At 73.2% G+C, this 16894-nt stretch carries 9 protein-coding genes; 2 read left to right on the top strand and 7 right to left on the bottom strand.

The features are described from left to right. Positions 1-1044, top strand: a 1044-nt coding sequence (locus ASC60_RS37755; protein WP_159043408.1) for a KR domain-containing protein, incomplete at its 5' end; no start/stop codon positions are given. A 25-nt stretch (positions 1045-1069) separates the two neighbouring features. Continuing rightward, entirely contained in the window at positions 1070-6049 is a 4980-nt protein-coding gene (locus ASC60_RS37750; protein WP_055558253.1) for a type I polyketide synthase, read from the top strand. 83 nt (positions 6050-6132) lie between these two features. On the opposite strand, the gene ASC60_RS37745 is transcribed toward ASC60_RS37750, so the two are convergent. The 7 genes from ASC60_RS37745 to ASC60_RS37715 form a co-directional block, all read right to left on the bottom strand. Next, a complete protein-coding gene (locus ASC60_RS37745; protein WP_055558252.1) occupies positions 6133-6990 on the bottom strand; it encodes an alpha/beta fold hydrolase in 858 nt (285 codons plus the stop codon). 154 nt (positions 6991-7144) lie between these two features. Next, positions 7145-7483, bottom strand: a complete 339-nt coding sequence (locus tag ASC60_RS37740) for an acyl carrier protein (RefSeq protein ID WP_055558251.1) — start codon at positions 7481-7483, stop codon at positions 7145-7147. Between the two features lie 68 nt (positions 7484-7551). Next, positions 7552-11487 (bottom strand): type I polyketide synthase, encoded by a 3936-nt coding sequence (locus ASC60_RS38575; RefSeq protein ID WP_063787290.1) that lies wholly within the window; start codon positions 11485-11487, stop codon positions 7552-7554. Then, complete coding sequence (locus tag ASC60_RS37730; RefSeq protein WP_079038902.1) at positions 11484-12914, bottom strand: NAD(P)/FAD-dependent oxidoreductase; 1431 nt, start codon at positions 12912-12914, stop codon at positions 11484-11486. The genes ASC60_RS38575 and ASC60_RS37730 overlap by 4 nt, the downstream gene beginning before the upstream one ends. A gap of 24 nt (positions 12915-12938) precedes the next feature. After that, positions 12939-13406, bottom strand: coding sequence for a nuclear transport factor 2 family protein (locus ASC60_RS37725; protein ID WP_055558249.1), 468 nt, complete (start codon positions 13404-13406; stop codon positions 12939-12941). Beyond that, positions 13396-13929, bottom strand: a complete 534-nt coding sequence (locus ASC60_RS37720) for a nuclear transport factor 2 family protein (protein WP_079038901.1) — start codon at positions 13927-13929, stop codon at positions 13396-13398. The genes ASC60_RS37725 and ASC60_RS37720 overlap by 11 nt, the downstream gene beginning before the upstream one ends. Beyond that, a partial coding sequence (locus tag ASC60_RS37715; protein ID WP_159043407.1) for a type I polyketide synthase occupies positions 13922-16894 on the bottom strand: 2973 nt, incomplete at its 5' end. The genes ASC60_RS37720 and ASC60_RS37715, both read right to left, overlap by 8 nt.

The following is a 16894-nucleotide window of genomic DNA, read 5'->3' as shown; positions in this document are numbered from 1 at the left end:
GTCGTCACCTCGCAAACGCCGGAGCGGCTGGCCCAGGTCTGGGGAGCCAAGGCCACCGCCGCGGCCAACCTGCACACCGCTACCGCCCACCTTCCGCTGGCCGTGTTCGTGATGTTCTCCTCGGCCGCCGGAGTCATGGGCAGCCCGGGGCAGGCCAACTACGCGGCGGCCAACGCCTTCTGCGACGCCCTCGCCGCCCACCGCCAGAACCTCGGCCTGCCCGGTGTATCGGTGGCGTGGGGGCTGTGGGCCGAGGCGAGCGGGATGACCGGCCATCTGGCCGAGGCGGATGTGGCCCGGATGGCCCGGTCCGGAATCGCCGCGATGTCCGGCGACCAGGCGCTGCGCCTGCTGGACGCCGCCTGCTGGCACGGCGATCCTCAGCCGGCGGCCGTCGACCTCGACATCCGCGCCCTGTCCGCACAGCCCGCAGCCTCCCTCCCGGCCCTGCTGCGCGCCCTCACCCAGGACGTCCGCGGGGCCACCGCGCGGCGAACCGCCGCCACCGGCGTACCCGCCGCGGGACTGATCGGTCGGCTCACCGCGCTGACGCCGGACGAACAACACCGCGAACTGCTGCACCTGGTACGCACCCAGGCGGCCGCGGTGCTGGGGCACACCGATGCCGGGGCGGTGGACAGCGACACCCCGTTCAAGGATCTGGGATTCGATTCGCTGACCGCCGTCGAGCTGCGCAATCGGCTCGCAGCGGCCACCGGGCTGCGCCTGCCCGCCACATACATCTTCCGCCATCCGACGTCCTCGGCCATCGCCGCCGACCTCCGCGAACAGCTGTGCCCCGCGGCCGCGGACACTTCCCTCCCCGTCTTCGGCGAGCTGGAGAAGCTGGAAGGGGCGATGGCCCGGTTCGTCCCCGACGACCAGGCCCGCGGCAGGCTGGCGAAGCGCCTGGAGGCGCTGCTGTGGCGGCTCGCCGACGGCACCCCGGAGGCCGCCGTCGGCCAGACGGTGGACGACGAGGCCGTGGAAGACGCGTCGGACGACGAGCTGTTCGCGTTCATCGACCGGGAACTGCCTTCTTGATCACACAGAGCGTGAGTGAGGACTGATGTCGGGTACGGAAGAAAAGCTCCGCCACTACCTGAAGCGGGTCACGGTGGATCTGGGGCAGGCCCGTCAGCGGGTTCGGGACCTGGAGGAGCGTTCCCAGGAGCCGGTGGCCTTGGTGAGCATGGCGTGCCGCTACCCCGGCGGGGTGGGCTCGCCCGAGGAGTTATGGGAGCTGGTGTCCTCGGCCGGAGACGGAATCGAGGAGTTCCCCACCGATCGCGGCTGGGACCTGGAGGGCCTGTACCACCCGGACCCCGACCACCCCGGTACCAGCTATGTCCGCCACGGTGGATTCCTGCGCGAGGCCGACCGCTTCGACGCCGAGTTCTTCGGCATCAGCCCGCGCGAGGCACTGGCGATGGATCCGCAGCAGCGGCTGCTGCTGGAAGTGTCCTGGGAACTGCTGGAACGAGCGGGCATCGACCCCACCTCGCTGAAGGGCAGCCCGACAGGTGTGTACGCCGGGGTGTCCAGCCAGGACTATCTGTCCCGGATGCCCGGAATCCCCGAGGGCTTCGAGGGGTACGCCACCACCGGCAGCCTCACCAGCGTGGTGTCCGGCCGGGTGGCGTACACCTTCGGTCTTGAGGGGCCGGCGGTGACGGTGGACACCGCGTGTTCGTCGTCCCTGGTGGCGATGCACCTGGCCTGCCAGGCGCTGCGCCAGGGCGAATGCGACCTGGCGCTCGCGGGCGGGGTCACCGCGCTCACGACCCCGACCGCGTTCGCCGAGTTCTCCCGGCAGCGCGGACTGGCTCCGGACGGGCGCTGCAAGTCCTTCGCCGCGTCCGCCGACGGCACCGGATTCTCCGAGGGCGTCGGGCTGGTGCTGCTGGAGCGGCTGTCGGACGCACGCCGCCACGGCCACCGGGTGCTGGCGGTGATCCGCGGTTCGGCCGTCAACCAGGACGGCGCCAGCAACGGGCTGACCGCCCCCAACGACGTGGCGCAGGAGCGGGTGATCCGCCACGCGCTGGCCAACGCACGCCTCGCCCCCGACCAGGTGGACGCGGTGGAGGCGCACGGCACGGGGACCTCGCTCGGCGACCCGATCGAGGCGCACGCACTGCTGGCCACGTACGGCCGCGACCGGCCCGCGGACCGGCCCCTGTGGCTGGGCTCCCTCAAGTCGAACATCGGTCACGCCCAGGCCGCGGCGGGCGTGGCCGGTGTGATCAAGATGGTGATGGCCCTCCGGCAGGAGACGCTGCCGGTCACCCTGCACATCGACGAGCCGACGCCGCATGTGGACTGGGAGGGCGGCGGGGTACGGCTGCTCACCGGACCAGTGGCGTGGCCGAGGGGCGAGCGACCGCGCCGGGCGGGGGTGTCCTCCTTCGGCATCAGCGGCACCAACGCCCATCTGATCCTGGAACAGGCGCCCGAGCCCCCCGAGCCTGCCGTGGAGTCTGTACCGGACGCGACCGCAGACGGTGTCACCGCGTGGGTGCTCTCCGCCCGCAGCCAGCGGGCCCTGCGGGGGCAGGCGGCGGCGCTGGCGGCACGGGTGGGCGAGGACCCGCGGCTGCCCGTGGCGAATGTGGGCTGGTCGCTCGCCACCACACGGTCGCTGTTCGACCACCGGGCCGTGGCCCTCGGCGAGGACCGGGACGCGCTGCTGGCGGCCGTCACGGCGCTCGCCACCGGGGAGGCGCACCCGGGCGTGGTCCACTCCGGTGCCGCCGCCGTCGCGGGGGAGCCGGGTCCGGTGCTGGTGTTCCCGGGCCAGGGGCCGCAGTGGCCGGGCATGGGGGCCGGGTTGCTCGACGCGTCGCCGGTATTCGCGGCGCGCGTGGCGGAGTGTGAGCGGGCGCTGTCACCGTACGTCGACTGGTCGCTGACCGATGTCCTGCGCGGCGCCCAGGGCGCGGCCGGGATGAGCCGGGTGGATGTGGTGCAGCCCTTGCTCTGGGCGGTGATGGTCTCCCTGGCGGCGGTGTGGGCCGGGCACGGGGTGACGCCCGCGGCGGTCGTGGGCCACAGCCAGGGCGAGATCGCGGCGGCCGTGGTGGCGGGGGCGCTGTCCCTGGAGGACGGTGCGAAGGTCGTGGCGCTGCGCAGCCGGGCGTTGCGCAGGCTGGCGGGCGGCGGGGCGATGGCGTCCCTCGGCCTGGGCCACGAGCGGGCGGGCACGCTGCTGGCCGGGCTCGGCGACCGGGCCGCCGAGGTCGGGCTGGCGGCCGTCAACGGCCCTTCCTCCACCGTCATTTCGGGGCCCCCGGCACAGGTGGCCGACGCGGTGGCCGCCTGCCGGGAAACGGGCGGGCGAGCGCGCCTGATCGACGTGGACTACGCCTCACACGGCCCGCAGGTCGACGACATCGCCGGTGACCTGACCGAGGTTCTGGCCGGAATCCGGCCGAGCGCGTCGAAAGTGGCGTTCTACTCCACCGTCACCGGCGGACGGCTCGACACCGGAGCCCTGGACAGCGGCTACTGGGTGACGAATCTGCGGGAGCCCGTACGGTTCGCCGACGCCATCGAGGCGCTGCTGGCCGATGGCCACCGGGCGTTCATCGAGACCAGCACCCACCCCGTGCTGACCGTCGGGATGCAGGAGACGTTCGAGCACATGGGCGTCGAGGCCGTCACCGTGCCCACCCTGCGCCGCGACCACGGGGGCAGGGCCCAGTTGGTCCAGTCCCTCGCCCAGGCGTTCACCGCCGGGGCCACGGTCGACTGGACGACCCTCCACCCGGCCGGCCCGGCGGCCCCGCGCACCGTCGACCTGCCCACCTACGCCTTCCAGCGCGAGCGGTACTGGCTGCCCGACGTGGTGCCGTCCCCCGCGACGCCGCAGGCGGACGAGGACGAGGAGCGGTTCTGGGCCGCCGTCGACGACGAGGACCCGCGGGCCGTCTCCGCCACGCTACGGCTCCCCGACGACCAGGGCGCGAGGTCCGCGTGGGGCACGGTGCTGCCGGTGCTCTCCGCGTGGCGGCGCGAGCGACGTGAGCGGTCCGCCGTGGACTCCTGGCGCTACCGGATCCAGTGGCAGCCCCTCTCCGACCTCACCGACAACGCTCCGGACGGCGCGCACACCTGGCTCGTCGTCCGCCCGGCCGACGGCGCGCACGGCTGGGTGGACGCCTGCGTCCGGGCGCTGAGCGTGGGCGGCGGGCAGGTGTACGAGCTGACCGTCTCCGAGGACACCGACCGGACACGACTCACGAAGCTGCTGCACGACCGGTACGCCGATGCGGAGCCACCGGCCGGTGTCCTGTCCCTCCTGGCACTCGACACCTCCGCACACCCTGGGCCGCACGGCGCGGCCGCCACCGGTCTGACCGGCACGCTCACCCTGCTGCAAGCGCTGGTGGACGCGAACGTCACGGCGCCCCTGTGGTGCGCCACCCGAGGGGCGGTGTCCGTCGGCGACACCGACCCCGTGACCGCTCCGGAACAGGCCCAGCTCTGGGGCCTCGGCCGGGTCGCCGCCCTCGAACACCCCGCCGCGTGGGGCGGATTGCTCGACCTTCCCGCGACCCCCGAAGCGCTGGACCCGGCCCGGCTGCGGGCACTGCTCACCGGGGCGTCCGGCGAGGACCAGGTGGCTCTGCGCCCTTCGGGCGCGTACGGGCGACGGCTGGCCCCCGCCCCCAGCGGCGGCGGTGCCCCGCCACGGACCTGGACCCCGCGCGACGCGGTGCTCATCACCGGCGACACCAGCGGTCCCGCGGCCCACATCGCCCGATGGGTGGCCGCCAACGGCGCGAAGCACGTGATCCTGCTGGGCCATCAGGACGGAGATGAGAACACCGCGCTGAACGCCGAGCTGGACGGGCTCGGCGCCGAGCTGACGGTCGCCGGCCGCGCTTCCGGCGACCGGGCGGGGGCCATCCGCACCATCGAACACTTGGTGGCGGAGGGCCACCGGATCGGGACGGTCGTGCACACCCCGATCTCCGGTGCGCCGGCACCGCTGACGGAGCTGACACCGGAGCGGCTGGCCGATGAGATCGCCGCTCAACTCGGCTACTCCCAAGAGGACGTTGAGGCGGCGTGCGGTCTCGGCCCCGAGGCCACCGTGATCTACTTCTCCACCGTCGCGACGGCTTGGGGCAGCAAGGACCACGGATCGTACGCCGCCGCAACCGCCCACCTCGACGCGCTCGCGCAACACCGGAGGGCCGAGGGCCGGGCCGCCGTCTCGATCGCCTGGGGGCTGTGGGATCTGTGGGACGGCGCCGATACGCGGCACCCCGTGGCCCCGCACACCGAGCGCTCCCGGCGCCAGGGACTGTCCCCACTGGATCCGCGGCGGGCGCTGAACGCCCTGCGGCACGTGCTCGACCACGACGATCCGCGGATGACGATCGCCGATGTCACCTGGGAACGCTTCGCCCCCCTGTTCACCCTCGCCCGGCCGAGCAGGCTGTTCGACGCGGTGCCCGCCGCCCGCCAGGCCATCGAGGCCGCGCGGGAGCCCACCGAGGGGGAGGCCGGCCAGGACGGAGCCGTGGCGCTGCGCGAGGAGCTGGGCCCGCTGGACGAGGACGAGCGGACCGGGCGGCTGCTCGCCCTGGTACGCGGCCACGTGGCCGCCGTACTGCACTACCCGGCGGCGGAGGCGGTCGACCCGGGGCGGCCGTTCAAGGAGCTGGGTTTCGACTCGATCGCGGCGGTGGAGCTCAGGAACCGGCTGCGTGCCGCCACCGGGCTGAGCCTGCCGACGACGGTGGTCTTCGACTATCCGACACCGGAGACCCTGGCGGGCTCGCTGCTGGCTCGTCTGGCCCCGGAGGAGTCCGCGACCGCCCACCCGGGGCTCGGACACCTCGACGCGCTGGAGACGGCGCTGGCCGGGATGGCGGCCGAAGACCCGCGGCGCGCCGGTCTGGTGCACCGACTGCAGGGCCTCCTGTGGAAGTACACGGCCACCGCGGGCGAGGAAGGGGCACCGGCGGACGAGCAGGACCTCGCCGCCGCCACCGCCGACGAAGTGTTCGCCCTCATCGACCGCGAATGGGGAACCTGAGCGGCCGGAGCCCGGCAGTCCTCGTGAGGGACCCCCGTACGGCACGCCGTACGGGGGTCCCTCACGAGGACTGTCATCGAACGTCAGAGGGCCTGCCGGACGGTACGGGCCAGGTCGAGCAGGTCCTCCGCCACCCGCTGGGGGTGCTGGGCGTGCAGATCGTGCTCCGAGTCCGGGTAGGCGCGCATCGTCGCACCGCGCAGCGTGGCCGTGGTGGCCTCGATCCGGGACCGGATACGGTCGGCCCACTGTCGGTCCGCGCCCTTGGGGATGGCGGGCATCAGCAGGGCGGGCACCGAAATGGCCGGGTACCAGGGGCTCGGCGGCTCGTCCCAGATGCTGCGCAGCATCGACGTGTGCTGTTCGAGGGTCATACGCCGGGACAGCGAACCGTCCGGGTTCTCCCGCATGGTGGCCACGGCCGCTTCGATCGCCGCCGGGGACCAGTCGGGGTGAATGTCCCGGAAGTAGTCACTCACGCTCTGCACGGTGGCGCCGTCCAGCGCGGGCGGGCGCAGCGCGCCGGCGAACGCCTCCCATGAGGGGAAGGCCTTGGCGGGCTCGAGCCAGCCGCCGTCGACCAGGGCCAGCCCCGCCACCAGCTCGGGATGCTCGGCGGTCAGCCGCACCGACACGTTGCCGCCGTAGGAGTGCCCGGCCAGTACGACCCCGGACAGCTCGAGGGCGGCGCAGGCCGCCACCAGGTCCGCGACGGCGGTCTGTGTGTCGTACCCCTTCTCCGGGGTGTCGGACTCGCCGTGGCCGCGCAGGTCGGCCGCGTACACCGGATGGCCCGCGGCGGCCAGATGGTCGGCGACCTCGTCCCACATGCGGGCGTTCGACGCCATGCCATGCACCAGGAGGAATGCGGGGGATGCGGTTCCAGGCCGGTGTCGGAAATGCAATTTCACATCGTCGGTTACGGGCACGGAAAGATCCATGAAGAAATTCTAGCCGGATCGCCATGGGTGATTCGAGATCCAGCGGCGGTCAACTGATGGCGCATTAGCGGCACTTAAGAGTGTGAGGGCGCGGAAGACGCCGGGCGGGAGGGGCCGGTCCCCCTTCCGTCCGGCGTCGGCGTATCGCGGCGCCTTATGCCGTCGCGCCGTCCCCGCTGTTGACCGCCTCGTAAGCCTCGGCGAGATAGTGGCCGAGCCGGGCGGGGGTGGGATATTCGAGAATGGCGACCAGGGGAATTTCCACGTCGGTGAGCGTCATCAGCTTGCGGGTGAGTTCGAGCGCGGTCAGCGATGTGAGCCCGTTCTCGAGGAAATTGCTGTCGTCGTCGACCGGGGTGGGGGAGAGGACGTCGGCGAGTTGAGTCCGTACGGTCTCCCGCAGGATGTCCTCGCGCTCCTCCGCCGTGGCGATGGCCAGCGCCTGGTGCAGGGCCGTGCCGTCGAGATGGGTCTCGCTCTGTTCCGTGTGCATATCGGATCCGTTCGGTTGGGGCTCTGAGGATTCGCCGGGGGTGCTGCCATTGACCGCCGTGAACGCGTTCATCGTTTCTCCCGCCTGGTGGGTGCTTCGTCGATGTCCGCGATGACCACGGACACCGTGTTCTCCATGACCGCCTGCCGTAGCAGGGCGGCCGCCGATCGGGGGGACGGTGCGGACGTTCCCGTGCCCCAGCACACCGAGGTCGCCGGGACGCCCCGCGCCCGGCACTCCTGCGCGAGCGCGTGCAGATAGGCGTGGGCCGGGGCCTGGTTGCCCAGCCCCGGGCCGGGCAGCACACCCACGGCCGAGGAACTGAGCACAAAGGCCGACAGGTCGCTCTTCAGGCTCAGAGCGCACAGATTCCTGGCCGCCGCCACCGTTGTCGGCCACGTGCGCGCGATCCGCGCCGCGTCCAGCGGCCCGGTCTCATCGGGTGGCGGCACGGCGAGATGCAGTACCGCGGTCAGCGGCGCGCCGGCCGGAAGAGCGGCCACGGCGACGGCGAGCGCGTCCGCATCGGCCGGGTCGACGGTGGCAACGGATACCTGTACTCCCGAGGCGGCAAGGTCGGCGAGCAGAGCGTCGTCCGGGGCCGTGGTGTCGAGGAGGAGCAGATGGTCCGCGCCCGCTCCGGCCACCCAGCGGGCGGTGTGCGCGCCCAGCGCGGTGGCCGCCCCCGCGATCAGCACCGTACCCTGGGCGGTCCAGCCTCGCGGCGCGGAGCCGTTGCCGGTGGTGGCCCGCCCGGCCGCGTCCCGCACCAGACGTCGCGTGAAGCAGCAGTCGGCGCGTACGGCCACTTCGCCCTCGCCGTGGAGGCCCGCCAGGGCGCTCGCCAGCCGCCGTCCGGCCCGGGCGTCGAACCGGTCCGGCAGATCGACCAGGCCGCCCCAGCAGCGCGGACGTTCCACCGCGAGCGCGCGGCCCAGGCCCCAGAGCTGGGCCTGTTCCGGACGGGTCAGCGGATCCCCGCGACCGACGCTCACCGCGCCGCGCGTGGCCACCCACACCGGGGCCTCGATCCCGGCCCGCTCGACCGCCTCGACCAGGGAGATGGCCGGGGCGAGCGCCGGGTTTCGGCCGTCGTCGGCCGGGGGCCGTGTCTCGTCCAGGGCCGACAGGGAGAGCACACCCGCGACGAACCGCCCGGTGGCGGCGACGGATATCCGCTCGGCGAGGGCACGGGCCGACGGGCAGTCCGGTCCGAGTCCGACGATGTCGGCGCCGTGCTCACGCAGCGCGGCGACAACGGAGTCGGCGGCCGGGCCGCCGGCCGACGCGACCAGCCAGGCGCCGGACAGTCTCGGCGCCACCACCTCGGTCATGGCTTGCCAGACGATCCGGTGCCGCCACTGCCGCTGCCGCCGCCAGGCGGCCAGCGCGGGCAGGACCTCCCGTAGCAGGTCATGCCGCTCCGCGGGCACATCCAGGGTCCGGGTGAGGGCCGCCATGTCCGTGTCCTCCACGGCATCCCAGAACTCGGTGTCCACCCATGTCTCGGTCACCGGTGCGGGATCCGCGTGGGATGCGTTCTCCAGCCAGAACCGCTGCCGCTGGAAGGCGTAGGTGGGCAACGGGACGGTACGCGGTGATGTGGCGCCGCGGAAGAGGGCGGCCCAGTCGACAGCGGCGCCCGTCGTGTGCAGCCGCGCCAGCGCGTACATCAGCTCACGCGCCTCCGACCGCTCGCCGTCGCCACCGAACGGCGACAGCACCAGCGGCGCCGCCTCGTCCGGCAGACCACGCCAGGGCCCCAACTCCCAGACCACACCGGCCTCGCCCGGGTTCGGGACCTCGGAGCGCGGGCCGGCGGTGTCGCGGTCGCACCAGTAGCCGGGTGTGCTGATCCGCTCGTCGGCGGGCAGGCCGGTGAGGCCGTCGAGGACCGGGATCGCCGGACGGCGGAGGGACACCGTGCCGATGGCCCGGGGGAGTTCACCGGGACCGGCCGCGACGAGGCGGCAGGCGTCGGAGAGGCCGAAGACACCGGCGACATGCGCGGCGGCGATCGCGCCGACGGAGTCACCCGTCACCGCATCGGGCCGTACCCCGGCGGTGTCCAGCAGCCGGACCAGCGCGATGTACAGCGCGAACAGCCCGGCGTCCGAGCCCGGCGGCGGACGGTTCCCCGCCGTTCCCAGCAACGTGCACACCTCGTCGAAGGCGGCGGCGAACACCGGGAAACGGTCGTACAGTTCGCGGCCCGCCTCCGTACACCGTCCGCTTCCGCCGTCGAACAGGAACACCGTCCGCAGCGGCGGGCCCGTCGCCCGGCCGCTGCGGACCACACCCGGCCCGACCACGGCCGGATGCGGCTCACCCGCTGCCAGCGCCTCCAGCCCCGCCCGTAGCTCGTCCTGCCCCTCGCCGACCACCACGGCCCGGTGGTCGAACACCGAACGCGTCGTGGCCAGCGACCACCCCACATCGCGCGGTGACACGTCCGCATCCTGGGCCGTATGCGCGGCCAGAGCCCGCGCCTGGCCACGTAACGCCGCCGCACCACGCGCGGACAGCACCCAGGGCACCACTCCGCCGGGCGGAACCTCACCGCCATCGGCATCAGAACCGGGGGGCGCCTGCTCCAGGATCAGATGGGCGTTGGTGCCGCTCGCGCTGAAGGAGGACACCCCGGCGCGCCGCGGGCCCTCGTCGCGCACCGGCCACGCCGTCCGCTCGGTCAGCAGCCGCACCGCACCCCTGCGCCAGTCGGCCAGCCGGGTGGGCCGGTCGATGTGCAGGGAACGCGGCAGCACCCCGTGCCGCATGGCCATCACCATCTTGATGACACCGGCCAGCCCGGCGGCGGCCTGGGTGTGCCCGATGTTCGACTTCACCGACCCCAGCAGCAGGGGCCGGTGGTCCGGCCGTTGCTGACCGTAGGTGGCAAGCAGCGCCTGCGCCTCGATGGAATCGCCGAACGCGGTACCGGTGCCGTGCGCCTCCACCGCGTCCACGCCGGCCGCCGACAGCCCGGCGTTCGCCAGCGCGTCCCGGATCAGTTCCTGCTGGGCCGGGCCGTTCGGCGCGGCCATCCCCGTACTGGCGCCATCCTGGTTGATCGCCGACCCGCGGAGCACCGCCAGCACCTGGTGGCCGTGGCGGCGCGCGTCGGACAGCCGTTCCAGCAGCACCAGACCGGCGCCCTCCCCGTACACCATGCCGTCGGCCGCGTCCGCGAAGGACTTGCACCGCGCGTCGGGGGCGAGCTGCTGCTGGCCGGAGGCCGCCTGGAACACGCTCGGGGTGTACATGAGGGCGGCTCCACCGGCCAGCGCCAGGGCACATTCCCGCTGACGCAGGGACCGCGCGGCCAGATGCATCGCCACCAGCGACGACGAACACGCCGTGTCCAGGGTGACGGCCGCGCCCCGCAACCCCAGGGTGAACGCGATCCGGCCCGATGCCACGCTCCCGGCGCTGCCGTTCCCCACGTGCCCCAGCAGATCTTCCGGGATCTCGCTCAGCCGCGCGGCGTAGTCGTGGTACATCACGCCCGTGTACACGCCCGTGGGGCTGCCGCGCAGCGTCAGTGGATCGATTCCCGCGCTCTCCGCGGCCTCCCAGGCCAGTTCCAGCAGCATCCGCTGCTGCGGTTCGACGGCCGCGGCCTCACGGGGGCCGATGCCGAAGAACTCCGCGTCGAACGCGCCCGCGTCATGGATGAAGCCACCCGCCCGCACGTACGAGCTGCCACGGTCGCCCGGATCGGAGTCGTGGAGCCGCTCCAGATCCCACCCGCGGTCGGTGGGAAGGCCGGAGATGGCGTCTCGCTCACCGGCCACCAGATCCCACAGCTGCTCCGGTGTGCTCACCCCGCCGGGGAAGCGGCAGGCCATGCCGACAATCGCGATCGGCTCATCCTGTTCCGGCTCCTGTTCCGGCTCCCGTTCCGCCTCGCGCTCCGACCGCAGATCCCGCAGCTGTCGCCGGGCCTCGTGCAGCTCGGCGGTGGTCCACTTGAGGTAGTCGACGAGCTTTTCCTCGTTCGTCATGACGGTCGCCCGGCCACCGTGCTGCGCGGATTCAGATCCACCAGGGCGAGTTCTTCGGGGCGCAGCGGCGGCGCGGTGAGTTCCGGCAGCGGCCGGTCCTGCTGCATCAGCGACAGGAAGCGGCTGGTCGCCAGCTCGGACTGCGGGGCGGCCAGGCTGATCACATCGGTCACCACGTCACACACCGCGGAGGCGCGAATCGCCCGGTCGGAGATGAGGTCGGAGAAGCGCTGCCGCGCCACCGCCCCGCCGGTCAGCCGGGGATCCGTCACGCTGGTACGGCAGTTGACGTATTCGACGTCCTTGGACGCGGCCATGATCCACGGGTCGTCCACCACGGCGCTGACGGCCTGCTGCACCCGCCGGGTCCGTGCCGGGGCGTATCCGGACCGTTGCAGCTCCGCGTCGAGCGCGGCGGCGCCGCGTGCGGCGGCGCTCATCCCATGGCCGTAGATCGGGTTGAACGCGGCCAGCGCGTCCCCGAGGACGAGCAGACCCTCCGGCCAGGTGTCCAGCCGCTCCGGGTACAGCCGGCGGTTGGCGCCGACGTGGGAGACCGCCACCGACGTCAGCGGCTCGGCCAGGGCGATGAGGTCGGCGACGAGCGGATGGCGCAGGGTCCGGGCGTACGGCAGGAAGTCGTCGTCGTGCGTGGGCAGCCCGGCGCCACGGGTGCAGGACAGCGTCACCATCCAGGTGCCGTCCTCCTGCGGGTAGACCACGCCGAAGCGGCCGGGCTCGCGCACCCGGTGGTCGGCGGCCACGTTGACGGCGGGGAATCCGGTGGTGGCCCCCGGCGGCGCCCGGAACACCCGGGTGGCGTACGCGATGCCCGCGTCGACGACGTCCTCCTCCACCGGGGGCAGTTCCAGCGTCGACAGCCAGTGCCGCAGCCGGGATCCGCGTCCCGAGGCGTCGACCACCAGGTCCGCTTCCAGCGTTTCCAGGGCCCCGGTGTCCATGTCCCGCACCCGCGCCCCGGTGACTCGTTTGCCGTCTCCGGCCAGGTCGAGGATCTCGGCGCGCGACCGCACGGAGATCCGCCCGGCCGCCAGGATCTGGTCGCGGACGATCCAATCCAGGAACGGCCGGGTGCACATGATGGCGTACTGCCGGGGCGGGAAGCGGTGCTGCCAGCCGTGCGAGGTCAGCGTCACCAGGTCCTGGTGAAATCCGACCCGGCGGGCGCCCGCGCCCAGCAGCCGGTCGATCGTGCCCGGCAGCAGCGCGTCGACGATACGGGCGCCACTCGACCACAGCACATGGACGTGGCGCGCCTGGGGCGAACCCTTGCGGTGGCGGGGCCCGTCCGGCAGCACATCGCGCTCCACGACGGTGACACTCTCCAGATGGCGGGCGAGCACATGCGCGGCCAACATTCCCGCCCAGCCACCACCCAGGACAATTCCGCGCTTCGGTTCGGTCATGGTTCTGCTTCGTCCCTTCACCACTTACATCGGACTGGGGCTGCCCTTGGCCTGGACCATCCGAGCGAGGTTCTGGGTGACGGCCATGAAGTGGGCGACACCGGTGAGTTCGGGGCCATCACCCACTTTGGTGTCCGTGATGCCCCAGAACGCCTGGGCGTGATGGACCAGACCGTCATCACCGAGCTCAATGACACCGATGATGCTGAAGGTCAGTTTCGTCGGCGCGTAGACCGTGACCGTGGTCGGCACCGCTGCCCGCCGGCCGTCCATCGAGGTGACCGGGCGGCCCGGCGTCTCGTGCACCTGGCATTCGATGGACCACGCGATGTGTTCGCGGAGCGCCTCCTTACCGATCAGCGGTGGCGCGCCGACCGGGTCCTCGAAGACGATGTCGTCCGAGAACAGTGCGAGGACGTCGTCCACATCACCGGCGTTCATGCGCCGCGCATACTCCACGGCCATCTTCTTGAGGGTCGTCTCATCGGCCATGAACGCCTCCGCCTCCTGTGCCGTTCCGCGACCGCGTATCGTCAGATCGCGGGGTGCCGCTCCGGGATGCCGATGCCGATGCCGATGCCGATGTCGTGCCGATGTCGGACCTCCCCCAGAACTTCCGCAGCTCCTGAATGAGGCCACCGGCGCCCGCGCGCACCATCAGCACGTAGTCCCAGGTGATGCGGGCGTCCTCGGGAGCGTCGGGCGCCGTCAGCCAGCCGTGGTCGGCGAACCCGGGCCCCTTCGGGAGGTAGCCCATGGTGGCGGTGACGGGCACCAGCGCATGCACACCGTCCTGCCCCGCCACCGGCTCACCGGGAACCTCGGCGATACCTGCCGCGGCCAGCTCCTCGAAGTGCGCCCGCAGCGCCTCGCGCCCGCTCCGCGCACCCGAACCGACCGGATCCTCGAAGGTGACCTCGTCCGCGTACAGCTCCAGCAGCCCGTCCACGTCTGCGGCGTTCAGCCGACGGCTGTGTTCGAGGATGAGCCTCTTCCGGCTTCGTTCGTCAATCAACGTGTGCTCCCATGTGCTCTCCGTCGCTGTCTCCGCGGCCAAGGTCCTGATCGATGAACTGGAAGATCTCGTCGGCGCTGGCGTCATGGATGCGGCCGCTCAGCGCGGCGCCCTCCGCCGGGCCGCCCTCCGCCGGGCCGCCGTGCAGGGCGTCCAGCTTCGACAGCGTGCTCCGCAGGCGCTTGCGCAGTGCGCCCCACGCCGCCTCGTCCCGGGCCGCGGTGAGCAGCGTGCCCTCCATCCGCTCCAGCGCGCCCAGCACCGGGGTGAGCGGATCCACGTCCCCCGGCGCCAGCTCGGTGTGCAGATGCGCGGCGAGGGCGGCCGGGTTGGGCTGGTCGAAGATGAGCGTGGTGGCCAGCCGCAGCCCGGTGACGGCGGTCAGCCGGTTCCGCAGCTCGATCGCGGTCAGCGAGTCGAAGCCCAGGTCCAGGAAGCCGCGCTCGGCCGGAATCCGGCCGGGATCGGAGTGGCCCAGCGCGGCCGCCGCGTGCGTGAGCACCAGCTGGAGCAGCACCCGGTGCTGTTCGTCCCGGGGAAGCGCCGCAAGATGGCCGGACCAGTCGGTGTGCGCCCGGCCGGTGGCGGCGGTGCGCCGCGCCGGACCGCCACCGGTGAGCGCCCGCAGCGGGGCGGGCAGGGTGAGCGCGGGCTGCCCGCCCAGCGCCCGTACGTCCAGGTCGATGGCGACGAGATGCGGCGCCCCGTGCCGGACGGCGGCGTCCAGCAGCCCCAGCGCCCGTTCACCGGACATCGCCCCGATGCCGGAGCGCGCCATCCGGGCCCGGTCCGCCTCGCCCAGGTGTCCGGTCATGCCACTGGCGTCGGCCCACAGGCCCCAGGCCACCGACACGCCCGGCAGGCCGAGGGCGCGACGGTGGGCGGCCAGGGCATCGCAGAACGCGTTCGACGCGGCGTAGTTGGACTGCCCCGACGAGCCCAGGGTGGCCGCCGTCGAGGAGAACACCACGAACAGGGCCAGCGGCAGATCCGCCGTCGCCGTGTGCAGATGCGCCGCGGCCGTGGCCTTCGGATCCCAGACCCGGGCCAGCCGCTCCGGGCTCTGGGAGGTGAGCACAGCGTCGTCCAGCACACCGGCGGCGTGGACGACACCGGTCAGCGGGTGCGCCGGGTCGACCCCGGCGACCAGACCCGCCACCTCCGCCGGATCGCTGACATCGACGGCGCGGACGCATACGTGGGCACCCAACCCACCCAGTCGATCGGCCAGTTCGGTGGCACCAGGGGCATGCGGGCCGCTTCGGCCGGCGAGCAGCAGATGCTTGACACCCCAGGTGCGCACCAGGTGTTCGGCGACCAGACCGCCCAGGGTGCCCGTCCCGCCGGTGATCAGTACGGTGCCGTCCGGATCGAGCACCCCACCGGCGCCCGGTGCTCCTTCGGCGTCAGCGGGAAGCGCATCACCGGCACCGGCACGCCCCAGTCGGGGCACCAGGACGCGCCCCGTACGCACCGCCACCTGTGGCTCGTGCAGATCCACCGCGCGGACGACCGCCCCTGCGGCGACGTCGGGTTCGGCGCCCGGACCAAGGTCGAGCAGAACGAACCGTTCGGGATTCTCCGACTGGGCGCTGCGGACCAGCCCCCACGCCCCGGCCCCGACCGGATCCACCGCCACGTCCTCACTGGAGGCCACCGCGCCGCGCGTGACCACCACCAGCCGCGCGTCGGCCAGGGCCGCCCGCCCCAGCCACCCCTGCACCAGTCCCAGCAACCCGTCCACCGCCCGCAGACCGTCCCCGGCGTCGGCCACGTCGCCGGGTGCGTGGCAGGCCGTCAGGACCACCGACGGAGCGGGCGCACCGGCGTCGATGTCCGCGATCAGCGCCTCCAGGTCCGGGTAGCGCGCAACGTCCTGGTCCGCGCCGTCCTTCTCCGCGCCCTGTGCCACCGAGACCGCCAGGTCCAGCGGATCGTCGCCCAGAACCACCCAGCCGCCGTCCCCCACCACCGACCGCGCGGACGGTGCGGTGACGGGCACCGGAAGCGGAGTCCAGCTCAGCGTGAACAGCCCGTCCACCCCGCCCCCCGCCGCGGCCGCCCGCAACCCATCGGCACCGGCCGGGCGGGTGACCAGCGAGTCCACCGTCAGAACCGGCGCACCCACCGGATCGGCCACCGTCATCCGCAGCGCCTGCCGCTCCTCGTCGCGGGTCAGCCGCACCCGCACGCCGGCCGCCTCGGACGCCCACAGGGACACGCCGTTCCACGCGAACGGCAACCGGACCCTGTCGTCGTGCTCCTGCCCCTCCGGCCGGTCCATGAGCAGCGACGGATGCAACGCCGCGTCGAGCAGCGCCGGGTGGATCCCGAACCCGCTCCGGTCACCGGCGGCATCGGGCAACACCACCTCGGCGAGGATGTCCGCACCGTGCCGCCAGGCGGCGGTCAGGCCCTGGAACGCCGGCCCGTACCCGTAACCGGCCGCCCGCACCTGTTCGTAGAACCCGTCGACGTCCAGCGGCTCCGCGTCCACTGGAGGCCATACGCCTCCCAGCCCCTCCGCCTGCCCGGGGGCGTCGGCGGGCGGGGCCAGCACACCCGTCGCGTGGCACACCCACTCCACGGGACCCCCCGTGTCATCCGGGCACGTGTACACGGCCACGTCACGCCGCCCGTCCTCCGCCGCGGCGCCCACCACCACCTGCACCCGCAAACCCCCGGACGCGGGCAGCACCAGTGGCCGCTGCAGCGCCAGTTCCTCCACGCCACCGCAGCCCGCCTCATCGGCCGCCCGCAGCGCCCACTCCACCAGCACCGCTCCCGGCGCCAGCGCCGCCCCCGCCACCACATGCTCAGAGAGCCACGGATGGGTCCGCGGTGACACACGTCCGGTCAGCAGACGCGTGGTGCCGTCGGCCAGCTCCACCGCCGCGCCCAGCAGCGGATGCCCCGCGGACACCAGCCCGAGACCGGCAGGATCGCCACCGGGTCCGGACGCGCC

Origin of the sequence: Streptomyces sp. NBRC 110028 (assembly GCF_001417735.1) — a bacterium.
Lineage (GTDB): Bacteria > Actinomycetota > Actinomycetes > Streptomycetales > Streptomycetaceae > Streptomyces.
This window is presented reverse-complemented; position numbering and strand designations above follow the sequence as displayed.

What these genes read in the sequence shown, in the direction of transcription:
- ASC60_RS37750 (WP_055558253.1), top strand. Translation starts at nt 1,070, where the DNA reads ATGTCGGGTACGGAAGAAAAGCTCCGCCACTACCTGAAGCGGGTCACG.
- ASC60_RS37745 (WP_055558252.1), bottom strand. Translation starts at nt 6,990, where the DNA reads ATGGATCTTTCCGTGCCCGTAACCGACGATGTGAAATTGCATTTCCGA.
- ASC60_RS37740 (WP_055558251.1), bottom strand. Translation starts at nt 7,483, where the DNA reads ATGCACACGGAACAGAGCGAGACCCATCTCGACGGCACGGCCCTGCAC.
- ASC60_RS38575 (WP_063787290.1), bottom strand. Translation starts at nt 11,487, where the DNA reads ATGACGAACGAGGAAAAGCTCGTCGACTACCTCAAGTGGACCACCGCC.
- ASC60_RS37730 (WP_079038902.1), bottom strand. Translation starts at nt 12,914, where the DNA reads ATGACCGAACCGAAGCGCGGAATTGTCCTGGGTGGTGGCTGGGCGGGA.
- ASC60_RS37725 (WP_055558249.1), bottom strand. Translation starts at nt 13,406, where the DNA reads ATGGCCGATGAGACGACCCTCAAGAAGATGGCCGTGGAGTATGCGCGG.